Below are 20965 nucleotides of genomic sequence, written 5' to 3'. Positions count from 1 at the left end.
CGTTTAAAATGATAGCATACATATCTCCGTCAAAAATATGCAAATGTGCATATAGCGTTTTTTATTTCTCAATGTCAGAATATTGAAAAACAATAAAGATAAGGGTAAAATGAAGTCGTTATCCGTCTTCTTTTGTCAGTCAGAGAGAATAGAAGAATAGGAGAGGAAAAAATGAAAAAATCTTTGAAACAAAAAATAGTAAGCTCTTTGCTTGCTGTATCACTCGCTGTTAGCTTAGCTCCGATTGGACAAGCCAAAGCTGATTCCACTTCAGAAATCACACAGACTTCATCTATTACAAAACAAGTTGATGCAAGCCGCGCTATCGAACACATCCGTTTCTTATCCGAAACAATTGGTCCTCGACCTGGCGGGACAAAATCAGAAGAATGGGCTTCTCGCTACGTCGGTATGCAGCTTAAATCAATGGGCTACGAAGTAGAATATCAACCATTCCAAGTGCCGGATCAATACGTTGGATTTATTGAATCACCATTATCCACAAAGCGTAATTGGCAAGCTGGTGCTGCCCCTAACGCACTAATTTCTACAGAATCTGTTACGGCTCCTCTTATCTTTGTTCAAGGTGGGACAAAATTAGAGGATATCCCAAATGAAGTAAATGGAAAAATTGTTCTATTCGAAAGAGGAACAACAGTAGCTGACTATAATAAACAAGTTGAAAATGCCGTTAGCAAAGGAGCAAAAGGTGTTCTTTTATACAGTTTAATTGGTGGACGTGGAAACTACGGACAAACTTTCAATCCCCGCCTAACGAAAAAGCAATCTATCCCTGTCTTCGGTCTTGCTTATGCGCAAGGAAATGCATTTAAAGAAGAAATCGCTAAAAAAGGAACAACAATTCTTTCCCTAAAAGCGAGACATGAATCTAATTTAACATCATTAAACGTCATCGCTAAAAAGAAACCAAAAAACAGTACAGGTAATGAAAAAGCTGTCGTTGTAAGTTCACACTACGATAGTGTCGTTGGAGCACCTGGAGCAAATGATAATGCTTCTGGTACAGGATTAGTATTAGAATTAGCTCGTGCTTTTCAAAATGTAGAAACTGATAAAGAAATTCGTTTTATTGCTTTCGGTTCTGAAGAGACTGGCTTACTTGGCTCCGATTATTACGTTAATAGTTTATCCCAAAAAGAACGCGATCGAATTTTAGGTGTCTTTAACGCAGACATGGTCGCAACAAATTACGATAAAGCAAAGAATTTATATGCTATGACGCCTAACGGTTCTCCAAACCTTGTAACAGATGCAGCCTTGCAAGCAGGTAAACAGTTAAATAATGACCTTGTACTGCAAGGAAAATTCGGCTCTAGTGATCACGTACCATTTGCTGAAGTTGGGATTCCTGCCGCTCTATTTATTTGGATGGGTGTCGATAGTTGGAATCCATTAATCTATCATATCGAAAAGGTATATCACACACCTCAAGATAACGTATTTGAGAACATTTCACCTGAACGTATGAAAATGGCATTAGAGGTTATTGGAACAGGAGTTTATAATACACTTCAAAAACCTGTCGCTCAAACTGAACAAAAAGCTGCTTAGTCATTTAAAAGACCACCGATTTTTATCAGTGGTCTTTTATTGAGAAAAAATATATATGCATAAAAGCATATTTTCTCCTACTCATTATCGTATACAATATTAACTGTAACAAAAATGATTACAACTAATAAGGAGGCTTTTTTACTATGAAAAAAATGATTTTAGCCGGTGCATTAACTTTAGCAGGAATTACTGGTGCTACCGCGTTTATTCCTGAAACAAAGGCCGCTGCCGCTACTCAAGAACAAAGCTTTACAAAATTTTATTCTTTGCAAACTGGAAGTAGTTCTGAACAAGAACCTGTTTTCCTTCAAAAGGGACAAGAGTTAACAGTTCAACCTAACAGCAAAACCCCTAGTTACAGTGTTTATGACTCAAATCATAACCTTATTGGACGTTATTCTGATGGCTACGGCCGAATTTTCACTGCAAAAACAGATGGGAATATGTACGTTCAATTTCATGCACCTTATGTTTACTATAGTCCTGTTAGCTTTTCGGTTACGTATACAATCCGATAAAATAAAGGCCCTTCCCAAGGGCCTTTATTTTGTTTCCCAATTCACTTTTACAAAACCATCTTTCACCATTAAACCACTTATACTAAATACATACTTTTCATTCGCTTTCAATGTAGCTTTAAAAGTACCTTTTTTGGATTCACAGATTTCTTTTAACTCCTTTATACCTTCTCCTTCTCCTTTCCTTTCATACAAGCTAAAGCATAAATTCCCACGTTTTGCATCCGTCTCATAAGAAAATGTTACTTCTGTATCTTTTGCATACTCAAATTCAATTTCCTTCCCAGCAATATCCCATGATGAAAATTTTGCCTCGTAACTTGTTTCCCCTTGCTTCTCATTTTCTAAATATATATCTCCTGCTCTCCACGCATCATCTAACGTTTGTGCAAAAGTAAAACCACTAAGTAATACAAACATTGTACTTGCCAATATCGCAACTAATGTTACCTTCTGTTTTTTAACAAAATTCATCTTATATTCTCCTTCAACTTTCTTTTTACTTCTTCTTACCATATATAATAAAAATCCAATAAAGAATGGCAATATAACCGCTAAAACACTCCACCCTTTACTCATTTGGTGTGCTTTCGCATCTGTATATACCCATGATGCAACACATATTAACAGTGCTATAAAAGCTAAAAGCATTGTCACTCCAGCTACTTCAAATATTACAAACGGGTTAGCGAACTCTATCATGTAATTTATACTCCTTCTTTAAAAATGACTGTATGACAACATATATAGGAATGTATAGGTGCATCATAATAACTATCGTTATAATGATAGTTATTTTATGATCCAAATGACTAATAAACTGCTCTAGGGTGACTGTTAATACAATCATCCAAATAGCATGAATGAAAACAACCCATCTCTTCTCTAATTTCCGAGCATTTCGCATGCCCTGCTTCGTATTATTTATTAGCTCTTCGCTAGGAATCATCTCTCCCGCTAAACTACTTTTTATCTTTTGATCAAATTTATCTTCCTTCATAAACGAACCCCTCCAAATGTTCTCGCATTTGCTTCTTCGCATAATTAAGGCGGTATTTCACCGTACCAATTGGTATATTTAATATTTCACTCATTTCTTTGTAAGAATATTGTTCATAGTAGTAGAGTACGAGCACTGTTTTATATTTTTCATTTAATAACTGTATAACTTCTCGTATCATTTCTGCTTCGACTTTTTGAATAAACTCTTCTGATATATTCATATCATCTGCATGCTCTATTTCTCCGCCATCTTCTTTATGAAATAAATCCAATACACGATCTTTCCATCTTTTCTTTTTACGATAAAAATCATAAAACGTACGAATACAAATCGTAGTAATCCACTTTTTATAATTTTCCACGTAAGAAAGTTGGTGCCGCGATGAAAAAACTTTTATCCATGTCTCTTGAAAAATATCTTCCGCATCTTCTTTCGTTTTCGCTAACTTATAGCATAAGGAATATATTTGCTGCTTATATATGTCAATCAATTCTTCTACCTTTTCTTCCATCATAAACCTCCTGTCATTTATATAAGACGACGCAAATTCTCCTTTTGTTTGATAAAATTTTATTTTTTTATTATTTCCATACAAAAAGGCAATCACAACATCGTGTGATTGCCTTTTACTGAAAGCGAAAAATCGGCTCCGCTTTTCTCTATTGTCCAGCTCCAGCGGCTAGAATACTCGGTGGCTTCGCGCCTTCCTCCGAGGCAAAGTACGCCTCTCTGTCAGGAGCTCCATCCCCCTCCTATTCTGAACGAGCCGCTTCCGCTTTTCTTTATGTCTAGCTCTGCCTCCTAGCCCCTTCCGTCTAAGAACCTTCCCCACGAGAAGATAAAATGCATCTTCTGTGGGAAAGAACCTTAGCCTTCGGGACTAAACAGTCGGCTCCGCTTTTCTTAATTACATTTTTTCTGGCGCAGATACTCCTACGATTGCTAATGCGTTTTGAAGTGTAGTGCGTACTGCTTTCATTAACTCGTAGCGAGCTTTACTTAATTCTAAGTTATCTTGGTTTAATACTTTTTCTGCATTGTAGAAGCTGTGTAATGTTGCTGCTAATTCAAATGCATAGTTTGTAATACGGTGTGGTAAACGTTTTTGTGCTGCATCCGCAACTACTGCTGGGAATTCACCAAGTTTTTTCAGTAATTCTACTTCTTTCTCAGAAGTAACAAGTTTGTAGTTCACGTCTCCGCCTGTAGCTAATCCTAATTCTTCACCTTGACGAAGGATACTGCATACACGAGCATGAGCGTATTGTGCATAATATACTGGGTTTTCATTAGATTTTGATACAGCTAAGTCCATGTCGAAATCTAAATGAGAATCGCCACTACGCATTGCGAAGAAGTAACGCATTGCGTCCACGCCTACTTCTTCCATAAGCTCACGAAGTGTAACTGCTTTACCTGTACGTTTACTCATCTTCATTTTTTCACCGTTTTGGTATAGTTGTACCATTTGGATGATTTCTACTTCAAGTGTTTCTTTATCGTAACCTAGCGCTTGAATAGCAGCTTTCATACGTGGAATGTAACCGTGGTGGTCAGCACCCCAAATGTTGATTAACTTATCGAAACCACGCTCTAATTTATCACGGTGATACGCGATATCTGGCGTTAAGTACGTGTAAGAACCATCATTTTTAATTAACACACGGTTTTTATCGTCACCGTAAGTCATTGAACGGAACCAAGTTGCACCGTCTTCTTCAAAGATTTCGTCGCGCTCTTTTAATACAGCAAGAGCTTGATCGATTTTTCCGTTTTTGTATAATGATGTTTCTGAGAACCATACATCAAATTTAACACGGAAACTTTCTAAGTCTTTTTGAAGTTTTGCTAACTCATATTTTAAACCGTACTCACGGTAAAATTCATAACTTTCTTTTTCATCAGCTTTCGCATAACGATCGCCAAACTCTTCAGCTAAACGCTTACCAATTGCAATGATGTCCGCACCATGGTATCCGTCTTCTGGCATTTCTTTCTCTAAGCCTAAAGCTTGCATGTAACGAGCTTCAACAGAAAGAGCTAAGTTATGGATTTGGTTACCAGCATCATTAATGTAGTACTCACGAGATACATCATATCCTGCTTTTGCTAATAAGTTACATAACGTGTCACCTACTGCTGCACCACGTGCATGCCCTAAGTGAAGGTCACCTGTTGGATTCGCAGATACGAACTCAACTTGTACTTTTTCACCTTTACCAGTATTCGTTTCACCGTAAGCTTCACCAGCATTAACGATCGTTGGGATTAAGTCTGTTAAGTAGCTATTATCCATGTAGAAGTTAATGAAACCAGGACCTGCGATTTCAATCTTTTCAATAGAAGCTTTTGCTTTATCGAAGTTTGCAACTAATTCTTCTGCAATCATACGAGGTGCTTTTTTCGCAACACGTGCAAGTTGCATTGCCATATTTGTAGAGAAGTCACCATTTGTTTTATCTTTTGGAGATTCTAATACTACATTTGGAATCTGTTCTTCTGTCGCTAATTCTGCCTTTAATACAGCAGCTTGAATTTCTTCTTTAATTAATCCTTTTACTTGTTCTAAAGAATTCATTATTTTGCCTCCTTCAAATTAATCGTAATTGTATATCTGCCAGCTTCTTGTTCACTTAGAAGCAATGCGTACGTTAAGAAGAGTTGTCCTTTTTTCTTTTCATCCGACCATTTAAAAAGAACGTTATCAGTCTTTGTTTGCAATGCAAACGTACCAAGTTCACTCGTGTACGTACCAGTTGTCCATTCACCTTTCACATGCGTTTGACGCATAGAAACAGCACCTGAACGCATAATGAGAACTTGTTCATCTTGAATTTTAATAATTGTTTTCACTTCGCCTTGTTCGTTCGGCTCTTGGAATGTTACGTATGTACCTTGACCTTTTACATAGTATTGACCATTTGCTTCAAAAGCAACGGTTTCCTTCCTCGCCCCTTCACGGATTTCTGTTACGAAATGAACGTGTACCGGCAAGCCTGCAAGTTGTTTCTCCACGTCTTGCACACCTTTCAACTGTTATAGATATTAAATAATGTATATAATAAATCACTTTTCCTATCATATCAAAAAAAACCTCTGTCTGTCTGCTGAAAAATCAGGAAAACTCCATTTCAAAACATAATTCACTTTCACTTTATTTCATATGATAAAATATTTCTTAAATCTAAATATTCTTTCTTTTAAAGAGGTGAATGAAGTGCTACCAACAAAATTGAAAAAAGGTGATGAAATTAGAGTGATTTCACCATCTTGTAGTTTAAGTATTGTCTCAACTGAAAACAGGAAGCTTGCTGTAAAAAAGTTAACCGACATGGGCTTTCACGTTACATTTTCAACATATGCTGATGAGATAGACAGATTTGCTTCCTCTTCTATTTCTTCACGCGTTCAAGACCTTCACGAAGCATTTAGAGACCCGAATGTAAAAGCCATTTTGACGACACTTGGCGGATACAATTCTAATGGCTTATTAAAACATCTCGATTACGATTTAATTCGAGAAAACCCGAAATTTTTCTGTGGCTATTCGGATATCACTGCACTAAATAATGCAATTTACACTAAAACAGGACTTGTTACATATTCAGGCCCCCATTTCTCTTCATTTGGAATGGAGAAAGGGCTCGAGTATACAACAGATTACTTTTTAAAATGCGTAACTTCTAATGAGCCGATTGAAGTCCTACCATCTGAAACATGGAGTGATGATTCTTGGTACATTGATCAGGAAAATCGAGAGTTTATTAAGAATGAAGGATACGTTTCGATTCACGAAGGAGAAGCTACGGGAGATATTATCGGTGGTAATATGAGCACATTGAACTTACTGCAAGGTACACCATATATGCCAAACTTAAAAGATAAAATTTTATTTCTTGAAGAGGATAGTTTAACTGGGAGAGCTACTCTTAAAACTTTTGATCGATATTTACATTCTCTTATGCAGCAGCAAGATTTTGAACATGTAAAAGGCATCGTTATAGGAAAGATGCAAAAAGGCGCAGAATGTACGATAGAAGACGTGCAAGAAATGATTGCTTCAAAGCCTGAGCTTGCACATATCCCTATCATTGCAAACGCAAGTTTCGGTCATACAACCCCGATTTTCACTTTCCCAATTGGCGGACGTGCAACAATCATTTCTAACAAAGAAAAAACATCTATCACTATTTTAACGCACTAAAAAAGGAGCGAATAGGTCGCTCCTTTTATCGTTTTTCTATTTTCTCCAACGCTTTTTGCGGAATTGATTCTTTCGGGATTTCAGCCCATCCTTTTCCTTGCATACCTTTTGCATAAATTTTTATAAAAGCACCCGTATGCAATTCACGGTTCATCATTCTTTTAATAACCTGTAACTTTCCGTCTTCTGTATACCCTTTAAAAGTATACAAGTATTCTCCGTCTTTTTTCTCACCTTTATCTATAACCGCATAATAATCTTGTATTTCTTTATTTGAAAAGAAGTTGTCTACAAAAGCATGTACACCTTCTGTTTTTGTGTTCAAATAATACGCTGTTCCACCTAGAATAATGGCGAATACAACTAAAACTTTAATTACCAATTTCATACATGAACCTCCTGTTTGCACTTCTTTTTCCCTAGTCATATATCTATACTTGTATTATACGAAAAATGGCATACTATACTCTATCTAAAAGTCTTACACTTTCCTTACATTATTGTAAGGCATTTTCACCTTATAGCAATTTCCCAAGAAAAAATTTTTCCGTTTCATACACTTTTATATTATTATTGAATGATACAAATTTTTATTACAAAAATCAAAGGAGACAGTTTTCAAATGGCTATCTTGCAAGGTTTAGCACTATTACTTGTTGTACTTTGTCTATTTACACTTTTTAGTTACCGTGCTCCTTACGGCATGAAAGCAATGGGTGCTTTAGCTAATGCAGCAATCGCAAGTTTTCTTATTGAAGCATTTCATCGTTATATAGGTGGAGAAATGTTTCATAATGACTTTTTACAATCAGTAGGAGAAGCTTCCGGTAGTATGAGCGGTGTCGCAGCAGCGATTTTAGTCGCATTAGCAATCGGTGTTTCCCCCGTATATGCTGTTTTAATCGGTATCGCTACTAGTGGATTTGGTATTTTACCAGGATTTTTCGCTGGATACGTTTGTGCCTTCGTCGTAAAATTTCTCGAAAAGAAATTGCCGGCTGGTGTAGAGTTTTTAGCAATTTTATTTATCGCTGCACCAATCTCACGCGGAATGGCAATGCTTATGGATCCGCTCGTTAACGCAACACTTGGTAAAATTGGTTCTATGATTTCAGTTGCAACTACAGAAAGCCCTATTATCATGGGTATTATGCTTGGTGGATTAATAACAGTTATTTCTACCTCTCCACTGAGTTCTATGGCACTCACTGCAATGCTTGGATTAACAGGTTTACCAATGGCAATTGGTAGTCTTGCCGTAGCAGCCTCAGCCCCAATGAACTTTATTTTCTTTAAACGACTAAAGATTTGTTCAAAGAAAGACACAATTGCTGTAGCAATCGAGCCTTTAACACAAGCCGATGTTGTTTCAGCAAATCCAATTCCAATTTATGCGACAAACTTCGTTGGCGGTGCACTTGCTGGTATTATTACATCTCTGTTCCAGCTCGTTAATAATGCACCAGGAACAGCATCACCAATCCCAGGACTTCTTGTTTTATTCGGATTTAATGACGTTGTAAAAGTAACAATTGCTGCTATATTATGTGGAATCGTTACCACGATTGTTGGATACATCGGATCAATTGTGTTCCGTAAATATCCAATTCGCTCTGCTGATGACATTCGCGGCATTACTTCGGAAGAGAAGGTTGCATAAGAAAAAGAGCTATTCCCGTTGTTTAGGAATAGCTCTTTTTAATGTTACGTAATGGTAAATGAAATTATATCGACGATTTTTCAAATATATCGATCACAACTCAAAATATATCAACGATTTTTTCATTATATCGACGATTCGACAAGACATATCGACTTACCGACACATAACGACAAAATAAGAGCCCCTAATCATATAGAGGGCTCTTATTTTATCCAGCTACAGCGGATTCCGCTTTTATTTCACCCAACCGAGCAGCATTTCCCGCACGAATTTGCTTGCTGCGACTGGTGTTTGATCACTATGGTCGTAGACAGGAGCTACTTCTACTAAGTCTGCTCCAACTACATTTATATTTGAATTTGCAATTGCTACGATGGAATCTAATAATTCTTTAGATGTGATACCACCAGCTTCTAACGTTCCTGTTCCTGGAGCGTGAGCTGGGTCTAATACATCAATGTCGATTGTGACATAGACTGGGCGTCCTGCAAGTTTCGGTAATACTTCTTTTAACGGTTCTAATACGTCAAATTTATATAAGTTCATACCTACTTCTTTCGCCCATTCAAATTCTTCCTTCATTCCAGAACGAATTCCGAAAGAATATACGTTTTCCGGACCAATTAAATCACACACTTTACGAATTGGTGTAGAGTGGGATAAAGGCTCCCCTTCATACGATTCACGTAAATCAGTATGAGCATCCATATGGATGATTGCTAAATCCGGATATTTTTTTGCCATTGCCTTAAAAATTGGCCAAGACACTAAGTGCTCACCGCCGAGACCTAGTGGAAACTTATCGGCATCTAAAAGTTTTGATACATATTCTTCAATCATGTCTAAGCTGCGCTGTGCGTTTCCGAATGGTAATGGGATATCACCCGCATCAAAATATTTTACCTCTTCTAGTTCACGATCTAAATACGGACTATATTCTTCAAGACCGATTGATACTTCACGAATACGTGCAGGGCCAAAGCGAGATCCCGGACGGTAACTTACTGTCCAATCCATAGGCATCCCATAAATAACTACCTTCGACTCTTCAAAACTTGGATGACTTTTAATAAATACTTTACCTGAATAAGCTTCATCAAAACGCATATTCTTTTCCTCCTTATGTGGAACTTAAGGTATCCCAACCTTTCATTATTTCTCAAATTTGGAGCGAGTTGCTCCTCTTTCTCGATTTACCGGGTCTTCTATTTCATACAAAGAAGACAATTTTCTTTACAGAAGTGTAAATAGCTAGCATGTTCAAGTCTTCTGGACAAACACCTTAAATGAGCTATTTACACTTTATTTGTTCCGTGCGATTCTCTTACTTAATTAAATCGCCAACAAATTTCGGTAATGCGAATGCTGCATTGTGTAATTCTTTTGTGTAGTATTTCGTTTCGATTTCGTGGAAACGCTCTTCACTTACTTCTAATGGATCATGTTTTTTAGATCCGATTGTGAACGTCCAAAGACCGCTTGGGTAAGTTGGAATGTTCGCTGTGTATAAACGAGTAATTGGGAAAATCTCTTTTACATCTTTAAACACAGTTGTAATTAGTTCTGGCGTAAACCAAGGGTTGTCCGTTTGTGCAACGAAAATACCATCTTCTTTTAACGCTTTTGAAATTCCAGCGTAGAAGCCTTTTGTAAATAGGTTTACTGCTGGTCCTACTGGCTCAGTAGAATCTACCATAATTACGTCATATTCATTTTCGCTTTCTGCGATATGTAGGAAACCGTCTCCTACTTTTACTTCTACACGCTCATTATCTAATGCACCTGCAATTGATGGTAAGTACTGTTTAGAGTACTCAATTACTTTTCCATCGATTTCAACAAGAGTTGCTTTCTTTACGCTTGGGTGTTTTAACACTTCACGAATAACACCGCCATCGCCGCCACCTACAACTAATACGTTTTCAGGGTTTGGATGTGTAAATAAAGGTACGTGCGCTACCATTTCATGATAAACGAACTCATCTTTTTCTGTTGTCATAACCATGCCATCTAAAATAAGCATGTTTCCGAACTCTTCCGTTTCGACCATATCAAGTTTTTGGAATTCTGTTTGCTCCGTATGTAATGTGCGGTTAATACGCGCCGTAATCCCAAAATGTTTTGTTTGTTTTTCAGTGAACCATAGTTCCATCGTACAATCACGCCTTTCAATGCAAATTTATAATAGGGACATCATTAATGTCCCCTAACAAAAATAAAACAAAACATCCAAAATGTATAGTTAAAAGTACAAAAATACCGAAAATATATTTTAGTCAGAGCGTTCTAACATATACATATAAAGAAAACCCTTTCTTAAGAAAGGGCTTTTCTCTCTACTTCTACCTGTTTTCGAATCGGAATTAAAATCATTACACAACCAGCTAATACAACAATCCCACCTACTAAAAATGGACTTTGCGGTGAAACAGCGTGGCCGATAATCCCTGATAAAATGGGGGCAATTGCGCCACCTAACCAACGAACGAAGTTATAAACACCAGATGTAACAGATCTTTCATAAGGTGAAATATCCATTACATAACTTGTAAATAATGCATTATTTAATCCTGATGCTAATCCTGATAGAACAATTAATACAATTTGTAACCACATAATTTTCACGAAGAATAGTGCAATTAAGAACAGCGCAAATACGAGTAAACTGCCTTTCAACAATGTTTTCGGCTCATATTTCCCTTCTAGCTTATGTGCTAAAATTGCAGAACCGTAAGCTAACGCGAGTCCCCATCCACAAAATACAAAACCTAATTGAATAGCAGATAAATGCATAATAAGTGGTGAATATGCTAACACAACGAAAAATCCGTAGTAGTATAACATTCCTGAAATGGCGCCTTGCATAAACGGCTTATACTTCACCAGGTTAAGTAATTCTCCTACGCCTGCCGCTTTACGCTTCACTTTTCGCTCTGGTTCTTTCACAAAGAAGAAAACTAAAATAAATGCTAAGAAAATTAAAATACTCGTCGCAAAAAATGGGTAACGCCAAGAATGTCCACCTAATATCCCGCCTAATAATGGTCCACCTGCCATTCCTAAACCGATAGCTGCTTCATATAACCCTACTGCTTCATGAACTTCTTTACTTAATGCAATCAATAAAGTCATCGCCGTTGCGAAGAACATCGCATTCCCTAATCCCCATCCAGCGCGGAAAAGAGATAACTGAGCAATCGTTTGCGATATACCGCATATAAACGCAAATACAGTCACGATGGCAAGACCGATTGTCATCATTCGTTTATCACCAAATCTCGATGCAAATATTCCAGCTGGTAACATCATAATTGCCATCGTTAAAATATATGCTGTAAATAACATCTCTACTTGCCAATGCGATGCACCAATCTTTTCAGCAATAATTGGCAAAATTGGATCGACTACCCCTATACCTGAAAAGGCAAGGAAAGTAGCCAACACTGTAATCAATCTCCCTAGTTTTTGTTTGCTCTCCATTTTGATTACTCTCCTTTTGTATTCTCTAAAAATGTCACTGCACGATGTAAGCTGTCTTCAAGTTCTCCCTTTACACGCTGCATTTGCTCCATTTTCTCGTCTAGCGTTTGCACTTGTTTTTCAAGCATCTCTTTAATTTCTTGAATCACTTCACGATCACGGGGATTCTCACTATTTCTTCTTTGCTCCATTCTTTCTTTTAACGATAAAAAATGTTGCATTTCTTGAAGCGTAATCCCTAACACTTCTTTCGCTTCCACAATTCTTTTAATTCTAGCGATATCTTCGTCTGTATACAGGCGAATGTTCCCCTCACTACGTTCTGGGGGATGAATTAAACCAATTTCCTCATAATAACGAAGTGTACGTTTTGTTAAACCAACTTGCTTTGTAACTTCATCAATCTTATACATGTTTATTCCTCCCTTCACTCGATTATTACATTTTACGTTAACGTTAACTTTTGTGCAACTGTTAGACTTTTGTAAATGTTTGTCATATTAAATTGTATTTTTTCAAAAGCAGTTTCATAATGAAAGAAAAGAAATCATAAGGAGAATTTCACATGAGTAAACCACTTATTTTCGCTCATCGCGGCGTAAAAGGAACACATCCAGAAAATACGATGATTGCCTTCCAAGAAGCTGAACGCATCGGCGCCCATGGCATTGAACTTGATGTCCACCTATCAAAAGATGGTGAACTTGTCGTAATTCACGATGAAACAGTCGATCGTACAACGAATGATGTAGGTCTTGTCTCTGAAAAAACGGTAAAAGAGTTACAAGCTTTAGATGCCGGCAGCCATAAAGATCCTTCTTTCCATGAAGCAAAAATCCCAACGTTACGCGAAGTATTCATTTGGTTATCTACAACAAAGTTACAGCTCAACATTGAGTTAAAGACAGATGTCATTCACTATCCAAACATTGAAGAAAAAGTTGTTGCTCTCGTTCGAGAATATCATCTTTCTAATCAAATTGTATTCTCTTCATTTAATCACGACTCTGTTTCATTATTAGCAGAAATTGCTCCTGAAATCCCAAGAGCCATTTTATATGACCAGCCACTTGCTGATCCTATCGCCGAAGCAAAAAATAGAGATGCAACTGGTTTACACCCAAACTTTCAACTACTAACAAAGGAATTTGTTCAACTCGCGCAAAAACAAGGGTACGTTTTCCGCCCTTATACAATTAACGAATACAAAGATTTACAAACTATGATTGATTATGGCGTAGATGTCATTATTACCGATTGGCCAGCACGTGCATTTGAGCTCCTTTCTTGATTGAAGGAGCTCTTTATTTTCGAAATTTCATTGTTTAAAATAATCGAAAACCCTCAATACTAATACAATAATGTTTGTATGAATGAGGGGCTGAAAAAGATGGATCAAACTATGAATCCAAAACTTAAAAAATATAAACGTCTTTTCTTCACCGTAATGTTTTCTTCTGTTCTTTTTTTCGTTTTTTCCTTTTTTGTTATTATTATAGTTGCAAAAATTATGGGACCTCCTCCTGTCGCTGTCCCGCAAACAAGTGTCTTTTATGCTAATGATGACACTGTTATAGGACAAAGTAATGAGATGCAAAAACGATACAATGTATCTCTCAATGAAATTTCTCCTTACGTAAAAGAGGCAACACTTTCTATCGAAGATCAAAGATTCTACAAACATCATGGCTTTGATATGAAGCGTATCGCTGGTGCCATTGTTGCTGATTTAAAAGCGATGGCAAAAGTCCAAGGCGCTAGTACGATTACACAACAGTATGCCCGTAACCTATACTTAGATCATGATAAAACGTGGAAACGTAAACTATTAGAAGCAATGTACACAATCCGTCTTGAAGTGAATTATAATAAAAATCATATTTTAGAAGGATATTTAAATACAATTTATTACGGGCATGGTGCTTATGGAATCGAAGCTGCGTCCCGTCTATATTTTGATAAAACAGCAAAAGAATTAACATTAGCGGAAGCTAGTATGCTCGCGGGTATACCAAAAGGACCTAGTGTCTACTCTCCCTTTTTAAAAAAAGATCGTGCGAAAGAACGACAATCTCTTATATTAGATGAAATGGTAGAACAAGGCTATATTACGAAGAAACAAGCAGCTTCAGCAAAGAAAGAATCACTAACTTTCGCTTCATTAGATACGAAAAAAGTCGCAGAGGTTGCGCCTTATTTCCAAGATGCTGTACAAGCTTCTCTTCTTCGCGATGTCGGATTAGATGAGCAAGCCTTACAAAAAGGCGGCTTGCGTATTTATACAACGCTAGACCCAAAATTACAATCAGTTGCAGAACAAGCTGTAAAAGACCACATACCTGACACGACAAACATACAAACTGCGCTCGTCTCTATGAATCCAAAAACAGGTGAAGTAGCTGCCCTTGTTGGTGGAACTGATTATAATACAAGTCAATTTAACAGGGCTACACAGGCCGCTCGCCAGCCTGGATCTACATTTAAGCCATTTCTATATTATGCGGCATTAGAACGAGGATTCACCCCTGCTACGCGCTTAAAAAGCGAATACACCGTGTTCACTTTAGGTGACGGTGTTTCAAAGTATAAACCGAAAAACTATAAAGACTATTATGCAGACGATTTTGTAACAATGGCGCAAGCTCTTGCGGTCTCTGATAACATATATGCCGTGAAGACCAATTTATTTTTAGGCGAAGACATTCTTACAAAAACGGCGAAGCAATTCGGCATTAAAAGTGCATTAAAAGATGTCCCTTCCCTCGCGCTCGGTACATCTCCTGTAAAACCAATTGAAATGGTTAACGCTTATAGCATGATCGCAAACGGGGGAAGAGAAGTAAAACCTATTTTCATTCGCCGCATTATGGATCATGAAGGAAATATTTTATACGATGCTCATTTGGATAGTAAACAAGTTCTTGATAAGAGCAAAGCATTTGTGATGGAAGAAATGATGACAGGCATGTTTAATAAAAAACTAAGCAGTTATGCTGCTGTAACTGGTCAATCAATGTTATCTAAACTATCAAGAACCTATGCCGGAAAATCTGGTTCTACCGAAACAGATAGTTGGATGATTGGGTTTACCCCGCAACTCGTAACTGGCGTATGGGTTGGATATGATCAACCTAAATCAATTTCAAACGTAGCAGAACAAGGCTATGCGAAAAGAATATGGACTGATACGATGGAGAAAGGCTTAGATGGACAACCTAAAAAAGAGTTTAAACAACCAAGTGACGTCGTTGCAGTCGATATTAACCCTGAAAACGGGAAAATCGCTACAAAAAATTGTCCAATTTCAGTGAAAATGTATTTTGCAAAAGGTACAGAACCAACTGAATATTGTATGGATCACGTTGATGATAAAGAGGAATTTGAAAAGACAACTGAAGAAAAGAAAAAAACAAGTTGGTGGAAAAAATATCTTCCTTGGTAGAATATCAAGCTATTTCACTGAACGTGGAATAGCCTCCTAGTCGAATCGTTGATATATCTTCATACAACAAGCCAAAATAAAAAGGATGTCTCACTAGTCAACAATCGACTAGTGAGACATCCTTTTCTTTTATTCACTTAATAATGCACGGCGCAATTCTTCGCTAGACTCGTTCCAAATCGCTTCATTATGTTCTTTTAAGAATGTACCAAGTACTTTTTTAGATGATTCGTCCATATGTTCAACCATAATGTGACGCTTCAATGATTTATCCATTTTGTTTACGTGCTCTGGAAGTGACTTATATCCGCGGCGAATTTCACGGTCAACTGTCATTTCACAAGCTGTTACACCTGCGTAATACGCACCTGTTGCTGTTCTTTCAATCGTTACCCATACAAGCCAGTATGGTTTTCCGTTTGGAACTTCATCTTTATTTGTTAAAAATTTAATACCTTTTTCTACTGTACTACGTGCATGCATCGCACCGATATCAACAAATGCTGTTTTCTCTAGTACATCGACAAATACAGGTGAAATGTTTTCTAGACTTAATGCCCCAACGCCAAAACCACCATGTCCATCTGTTGAATCATTTTTCACGATATTAAAACCGATTTTTTTCTTTTTCTCTGTCATATGTAAATTCCTCCTCACTTAATGATTATAAAAGGCCAAAGATAGGCGCAATAATACTGTTTAAAAATGCAAATACGTATGGAATGACAACATTAAAAATAGGTTGGATTGTGTAATTGCTAAGCGGTGTAATAACTAGAATTAATAAAGCAATTGCCCCGTACTTTTCATACTGTGTCATTTTCGCACGAATATTTGTTGGTGCTAAATCCTCCACTACGCGATATCCATCAAGTGGCGGGATTGGTAATAAGTTAAAGACAAGTAAAACGATATTCAACATAATAAAAATCTGGAAAAATTGAGCTAGCGTATCTGCTACTGCAAATGGAATTGAGTCTAATACACCAAATGTTAATAAGCTATACCAAATAATTAAACCGATTGCGCTTAAAATTAAGTTACTAATCGGTCCTGCAATTGAAACTAATATACCTGCAAGACGAGGTCTTTTAAAGTTATATGGGTTAACAGGAACTGGTCTCGCCCAACCAAAACCAAGAATTAATACAGCAATCATCCCGATAGGATCTAAATGTGCCATCGGCGATAAAGTTAAGCGCCCTTGTCTCTTTGCTGTATCGTCTCCAAATTTATATGCTACATATGCATGCGCAAATTCATGCACTGATAATGCGATAATAATGGCCATTGCTACCAAAGGAATTTGGTGCAACGGGTATCTAAATAACTGATCCATGCTTCATCTCCTCTTCAATATGTCAAAAAAAGAAATTATTTGTTTTTTGATTGTTCTTCCACATAATCCGCTATAATAAGAGTGTAACTTACATAAAAGGAGCGATTATATATGCCATACGTAACAGTGAAAATGCTAGAAGGACGCACAGAGGAACAAAAGAAAGCTCTTGCTGAGAAAGTAACAGCAGCAGTAAGCGAAACAACTGGTGCTCCTGAAGAAAACATCGTTGTTTTCATCGAAGAAATGTCTAAAAACCATTATGCAGTTGGCGGAAAACGCTTAAGCGACAAATAATTTCAAGTTCTTTCATAAGAAGCAGCTTTTAGCTGCTTCTTATTTTTTTCCTTCGAGTAACTCGATGATTCTCTCTTTATATTTTCCTTTTCTTCCATCTTCATAGATTAAATCATGCGGGTAGAATAGCTTTTGATCCCTTCTCTTCTTACCAGTAATTGCCTCAACAATATCCGATTCACGTGAAAGCTCTCTAAGCTCTCCATTTGGCATAAGAAGTAAGATTGGCAGACGTTCTTCTTCTTCACCAGCACGGTAAAAGTCGTACGGTAAGTCTGATGTTGAATCAACTACTAAATAGTATTCTGGATCGAGTCCAATCTTTTTAAATAAGCTACTTAATTCCATCCAATTATCTAAACCGTGCTTATCTGTAAACTCTACATATTTAAATAGGTTTCGATTCATAAAACGACGGCATAAATCACTTAAAATTGGATCCTCTTCGTCTTGCCATACTTGGAAGTAATAATACATAACGTTCTCGTCTAACTTTAAATAATCCTCTACTGTTACTTCTTCTTCAAATAAAGAATAGAAATGAACCGGATGATTTTTAAATGTATAGTACTTCTCGTGCAATGATTTTGCACGGTGTAAAATCTTCGTTAAAATAACTTCAGCACTGCGCGTTACTGGATGGAAATATACTTGCCAGTACATTTGATAACGACTCATAATATAATGTTCAACAGCATGCATACCACTATTTTTAATAACTACTTGATTTCCGTACGGACGCATAACGCGCAGTATACGTTCCATATCAAAGTTTCCATACTTTACGCCAGTGAAATACGCATCTCTTAATAAATAGTCCATGCGATCTGCATCAATTTGACTGGAAATCATGCTAATCGCTAATTTATTAGTAGATGTTTTCGCAATTACATCGGCTACCTTTTGTGGGAAATCTTTATCCACACGACTTAATACACGATTAATTTCCGTATCTCCAACGATAATCTTTTGCGTAAATTTCTCATGGTCTAATGAAAATACTTTTTCAAACGAATGAGAAAACGGACCGTGACCGACATCATGAAGTAATGCCGCACATAAGCATAACAATCTATCTTCAGCATTCCAATTCGGTCTGCCATCAAACACATCATCAATCATACGACGAATAATTTCATATACACCTAACGAATGAGTAAAGCGACTATGCTCTGCACCGTGAAATGTAAAAAATGTCGTTCCAAGCTGCTTAATACGGCGCAAGCGTTGAAATTCTTTCGTTCCGATTAAATCCCAAATAACACGATCGCGCACGTGCACATATTTATGTACCGGGTCTTTAAACACTTTTGTTTCGCTGAGTTTGTCGTTTAAATATACCACTTTCCGACATCCCCCTTTCTTTACTGCATTCTTACTATATATTATAAACGAAATAGGAAACAGAAAGAAATGAAAGACTATATTAATTGCCCTTATATAAAGAAAAAATCACTTTTACCGGGGTAAAAGTGATCTCTTTTTATATATTATTTCCCTAAAACGAACTCAGCAACTTCATCTAAGATCATTTCTTTACCTAGTGGGAAGTAACCTTTGTTTAATTCTTCGTTTTTAATTGTAAATACGTGGTTGTTTTTAACAGCGTTCATATTTTTCCAAATTGATTCTTCTTGGAATTCTTTTAGGCGCTGAGAACCGTCACCAGTCGTAAATACGAATAAGTAATCTGGGTTGTAATCGATTAAAGCTTCTTTTTGTACTTGTACTAACGGTTTATCAGTTGGTGTACCTTTAACTGCTGGTAATTTTAAATCATTAAAGATTACACTACCGTAACCGTAGTCACCGTATACACGGAAAGCATTTGGATATGCAGCCATTTTCATGAATTTAGCATCGCCAGTTTTCGCAACGATTTTGTCATGTAATTTGCTTGCTTTTTCGTCATACTGTTTGAACCATTCTTTTGTTTCTTTCTCTTTACCGAAGATTTGACCTACTTCTTCGAATTTTGGACGCCATTGGTCTAATGGAGTTTTTAACATAACTGTTGGTGCAATTTTAGATAATTGATCATAAATCTTTTCTTGACGATTATTTACAAGAATTAAGTCTGGTTTTGCAGCAGCTACTGCTTCGATGTTAATTTTATCTCCCCAAGCAGAACCAACTGGTTTTACGTCTTTTAATTTCTTTTCAATATGTGCATCAATTTTTTCTTGAGATGTATTAGCAGTAATAATTGGTTTCATACCAAAGATTAATAATTCTTCTGTTGAACCACTAAGGTCAGCAATTTTCTTGGGATTTGCAGGGATTTTAATTTCCCCTTTTGCATGTTGTACAGTGCGCTCTTCAGTCTTCGCATCCTTCGCATCTGCTTTCTTCTCTTCTTTGTTAGAACAAGCTGCAAATAGTACAGAAGTAACGACTAGTACCATTGCTAATAACGCCATTTTAAAATTCTTCATGTTCCCACTCCTTCTAGCTGTATTTCTCTTATAAGTTACAGTGAACTATAAGAAACAAGGTTAACAATTAATAAATATATATTGATTAATTGTTGCTTATGCCCCCGTTCTAACGGGTGTTCAACTTCCTATTTACTAATAAGAAGCTCAACGTCCATTAGAAGCCCCCCTCTTTACGAGGGGGATTCTACTTATGCTTTTTTACGCAATTGATTACTAATCATCGCTAAATCATACGTTAAACAAATTGGCTTACAGTTTACTGGACATGGAACAATTTGAGCTTCAATCTCAAATACATTACGAAGTGTTTCACTCGTCATCACTTCATCTGGCGTTCCTTGTTTCATTAACTTACCAGCTTTTAATGCAATCATATGATCTGAGAAACGAGAAGCATGGTTTAAGTCATGGATAACCATAACAATCGTTCTACCTTCTTCTTCATTTAACTTTTTCAATAAGTTTAATACTTCTAATTGATGAGCCATATCTAAGTACGTTGTCGGTTCATCTAATACGAGTAATTCTGTCCCTTGTGCAAGAGCCATCGCAATCCATACGCGTTGACGTTGCCCACCTGATAATGCCTCTGCTGGACGATTTGCGAATTCTGTCATTCCCGTCACTTCAAGTGCCCAATGAATGTAGCGATAATCCTCTTCTTTCAACGTTCCAAATCCTTTTTGATGAGGAAAGCGTCCATATGAAACGAGTTCAAATACAGTAAGGCCAGTTGGTACTTCTGCAGTCTGTGGTAAAATTGCCATTTTCTTTGCGATTTCTTTCGTTGGTTGTTTCTCGATTGCTTTTCCGTCAAGATAAACAGTACCTTTTTTTGCTTTCAAAATACGAGAAGCCGTTTTTAATAATGTGGACTTTCCACAACCATTTGGTCCAATAATTGTTGTAATTTTCCCTTCCGGAATTTCAACTGTTAATCCATCAATAATTAACCCTTCATTATAGCCAACAGATACCGCATCAACTGCTAAAGTTGCCATACAAA

At 36.9% G+C, this 20965-nt stretch carries 22 protein-coding genes; 7 read left to right on the top strand and 15 right to left on the bottom strand.

Annotation, left to right across the window (positions count from 1 at the left end):
- The first annotated feature begins 171 nt into the window (after positions 1 to 171).
- Positions 172 to 1572 (top strand): M28 family metallopeptidase, encoded by a 1401-nt coding sequence (locus tag QCI47_RS00675; RefSeq protein ID WP_000749145.1) that lies wholly within the window; start codon positions 172 to 174, stop codon positions 1570 to 1572.
- A gap of 146 nt (positions 1573 to 1718) precedes the next feature.
- Positions 1719 to 2093, top strand: a complete 375-nt coding sequence (locus QCI47_RS00670) for a hypothetical protein (RefSeq protein WP_061131885.1) — start codon at positions 1719 to 1721, stop codon at positions 2091 to 2093.
- 24 nt (positions 2094 to 2117) lie between these two features.
- Here QCI47_RS00670 and QCI47_RS00665 read toward each other — a convergent pair whose 3' ends face one another.
- The 5 genes from QCI47_RS00665 to QCI47_RS00645 all read right to left on the bottom strand — a co-directional run bounded on the left by QCI47_RS00665 (position 2118) and on the right by QCI47_RS00645 (position 6111).
- Positions 2118 to 2795, bottom strand: coding sequence for an anti-sigma factor (locus tag QCI47_RS00665; RefSeq protein ID WP_309422485.1), 678 nt, complete (start codon positions 2793 to 2795; stop codon positions 2118 to 2120).
- On the bottom strand, positions 2779 to 3093 hold the full coding sequence (locus QCI47_RS00660) for a hypothetical protein (RefSeq protein ID WP_048553440.1): 315 nt from the start codon (positions 3091 to 3093) through the stop codon (positions 2779 to 2781). Before QCI47_RS00660 ends, QCI47_RS00665 begins: the two co-directional genes overlap by 17 nt.
- Positions 3080 to 3607 carry an RNA polymerase sigma factor gene (locus QCI47_RS00655; protein ID WP_163072276.1) on the bottom strand — a complete coding sequence of 176 codons (528 nt, stop codon included), beginning with the start codon at positions 3605 to 3607 and terminating at the stop codon, positions 3080 to 3082. The genes QCI47_RS00660 and QCI47_RS00655 overlap by 14 nt, the downstream gene beginning before the upstream one ends.
- Before the next feature lie 396 nt (positions 3608 to 4003).
- Complete coding sequence (gene argS, locus QCI47_RS00650; RefSeq protein WP_001086449.1) at positions 4004 to 5674, bottom strand: arginine--tRNA ligase; 1671 nt, start codon at positions 5672 to 5674, stop codon at positions 4004 to 4006.
- Positions 5674 to 6111, bottom strand: a complete 438-nt coding sequence (locus tag QCI47_RS00645; protein ID WP_000414867.1) for a YwiB family protein — start codon at positions 6109 to 6111, stop codon at positions 5674 to 5676. The genes argS and QCI47_RS00645 overlap by 1 nt, the downstream gene beginning before the upstream one ends.
- Before the next feature lie 202 nt (positions 6112 to 6313).
- Between QCI47_RS00645 and QCI47_RS00640 the strand changes: the two genes are divergently transcribed.
- A complete protein-coding gene (locus QCI47_RS00640) occupies positions 6314 to 7300 on the top strand; it encodes a S66 family peptidase (RefSeq protein WP_071742874.1) in 987 nt (328 codons plus the stop codon).
- Positions 7301 to 7325: 25 nt separating this feature from the next.
- On the opposite strand, the gene QCI47_RS00635 is transcribed toward QCI47_RS00640, so the two are convergent.
- Positions 7326 to 7688, bottom strand: coding sequence for a YxeA family protein (locus QCI47_RS00635; protein ID WP_000779936.1), 363 nt, complete (start codon positions 7686 to 7688; stop codon positions 7326 to 7328).
- Between the two features lie 234 nt (positions 7689 to 7922).
- Here QCI47_RS00635 and QCI47_RS00630 point away from each other — a divergent pair, with 234 nt between their 5' ends.
- A complete protein-coding gene (locus tag QCI47_RS00630; RefSeq protein ID WP_000996317.1) occupies positions 7923 to 8960 on the top strand; it encodes a PTS sugar transporter subunit IIC in 1038 nt (345 codons plus the stop codon).
- Between the two features lie 237 nt (positions 8961 to 9197).
- On the opposite strand, the gene speB is transcribed toward QCI47_RS00630, so the two are convergent.
- From speB to QCI47_RS00610, 4 genes are all read right to left on the bottom strand, one after another.
- A complete protein-coding gene (gene speB, locus QCI47_RS00625; protein WP_001209831.1) occupies positions 9198 to 10070 on the bottom strand; it encodes an agmatinase in 873 nt (290 codons plus the stop codon).
- Between the two features lie 217 nt (positions 10071 to 10287).
- On the bottom strand, positions 10288 to 11115 hold the full coding sequence (speE, locus tag QCI47_RS00620) for a polyamine aminopropyltransferase (RefSeq protein WP_000424696.1): 828 nt from the start codon (positions 11113 to 11115) through the stop codon (positions 10288 to 10290).
- Positions 11116 to 11279: 164 nt separating this feature from the next.
- A complete protein-coding gene (locus QCI47_RS00615) occupies positions 11280 to 12443 on the bottom strand; it encodes an MFS transporter (RefSeq protein WP_163072275.1) in 1164 nt (387 codons plus the stop codon).
- 5 nt (positions 12444 to 12448) lie between these two features.
- Positions 12449 to 12856, bottom strand: coding sequence for a MerR family transcriptional regulator (locus QCI47_RS00610; RefSeq protein ID WP_000276568.1), 408 nt, complete (start codon positions 12854 to 12856; stop codon positions 12449 to 12451).
- A 152-nt stretch (positions 12857 to 13008) separates the two neighbouring features.
- Here QCI47_RS00610 and QCI47_RS00605 point away from each other — a divergent pair, with 152 nt between their 5' ends.
- Together QCI47_RS00605 and QCI47_RS00600 are read left to right on the top strand one after the other, a co-directional pair.
- The gene (locus QCI47_RS00605; protein ID WP_061131890.1) at positions 13009 to 13734 is read left to right on the top strand and encodes a glycerophosphodiester phosphodiesterase; all 726 of its coding nucleotides are present in this window, start codon (positions 13009 to 13011) and stop codon (positions 13732 to 13734) included.
- Between the two features lie 99 nt (positions 13735 to 13833).
- Positions 13834 to 15885, top strand: coding sequence for a transglycosylase domain-containing protein (locus tag QCI47_RS00600; RefSeq protein ID WP_309422489.1), 2052 nt, complete (start codon positions 13834 to 13836; stop codon positions 15883 to 15885).
- Between the two features lie 129 nt (positions 15886 to 16014).
- On the opposite strand, the gene QCI47_RS00595 is transcribed toward QCI47_RS00600, so the two are convergent.
- Together QCI47_RS00595 and QCI47_RS00590 are read right to left on the bottom strand one after the other, a co-directional pair.
- Complete coding sequence (locus QCI47_RS00595; RefSeq protein WP_000136688.1) at positions 16015 to 16524, bottom strand: YwhD family protein; 510 nt, start codon at positions 16522 to 16524, stop codon at positions 16015 to 16017.
- Positions 16525 to 16549: 25 nt separating this feature from the next.
- A complete protein-coding gene (locus tag QCI47_RS00590; protein WP_000372461.1) occupies positions 16550 to 17224 on the bottom strand; it encodes a site-2 protease family protein in 675 nt (224 codons plus the stop codon).
- Between the two features lie 111 nt (positions 17225 to 17335).
- Between QCI47_RS00590 and QCI47_RS00585 the strand changes: the two genes are divergently transcribed.
- Complete coding sequence (locus tag QCI47_RS00585) at positions 17336 to 17521, top strand: 2-hydroxymuconate tautomerase (RefSeq protein WP_001147171.1); 186 nt, start codon at positions 17336 to 17338, stop codon at positions 17519 to 17521.
- A gap of 39 nt (positions 17522 to 17560) precedes the next feature.
- Here the strand turns inward: QCI47_RS00585 and QCI47_RS00580 are convergent, their stop codons facing one another.
- The 3 genes from QCI47_RS00580 to QCI47_RS00570 form a co-directional block, all read right to left on the bottom strand.
- Positions 17561 to 18865 carry an HD domain-containing protein gene (locus tag QCI47_RS00580; protein WP_000262739.1) on the bottom strand — a complete coding sequence of 435 codons (1305 nt, stop codon included), beginning with the start codon at positions 18863 to 18865 and terminating at the stop codon, positions 17561 to 17563.
- A gap of 146 nt (positions 18866 to 19011) precedes the next feature.
- Complete coding sequence (locus tag QCI47_RS00575; RefSeq protein ID WP_000787743.1) at positions 19012 to 19956, bottom strand: ABC transporter substrate-binding protein; 945 nt, start codon at positions 19954 to 19956, stop codon at positions 19012 to 19014.
- 191 nt (positions 19957 to 20147) lie between these two features.
- Positions 20148 to 20960 carry an ABC transporter ATP-binding protein gene (locus QCI47_RS00570; RefSeq protein WP_000212060.1) on the bottom strand — a complete coding sequence of 271 codons (813 nt, stop codon included), beginning with the start codon at positions 20958 to 20960 and terminating at the stop codon, positions 20148 to 20150.
- Between the last annotated feature and the right edge of the window lie 5 nt (positions 20961 to 20965).

Source organism: Bacillus cereus group sp. RP29, assembly GCF_040459765.1.
Classification (GTDB): domain Bacteria; phylum Bacillota; class Bacilli; order Bacillales; family Bacillaceae_G; genus Bacillus_A; species Bacillus_A paranthracis.
Note: the sequence above shows the minus strand (reverse complement) of the source record. Positions and strands in the feature narration are given on the sequence as shown.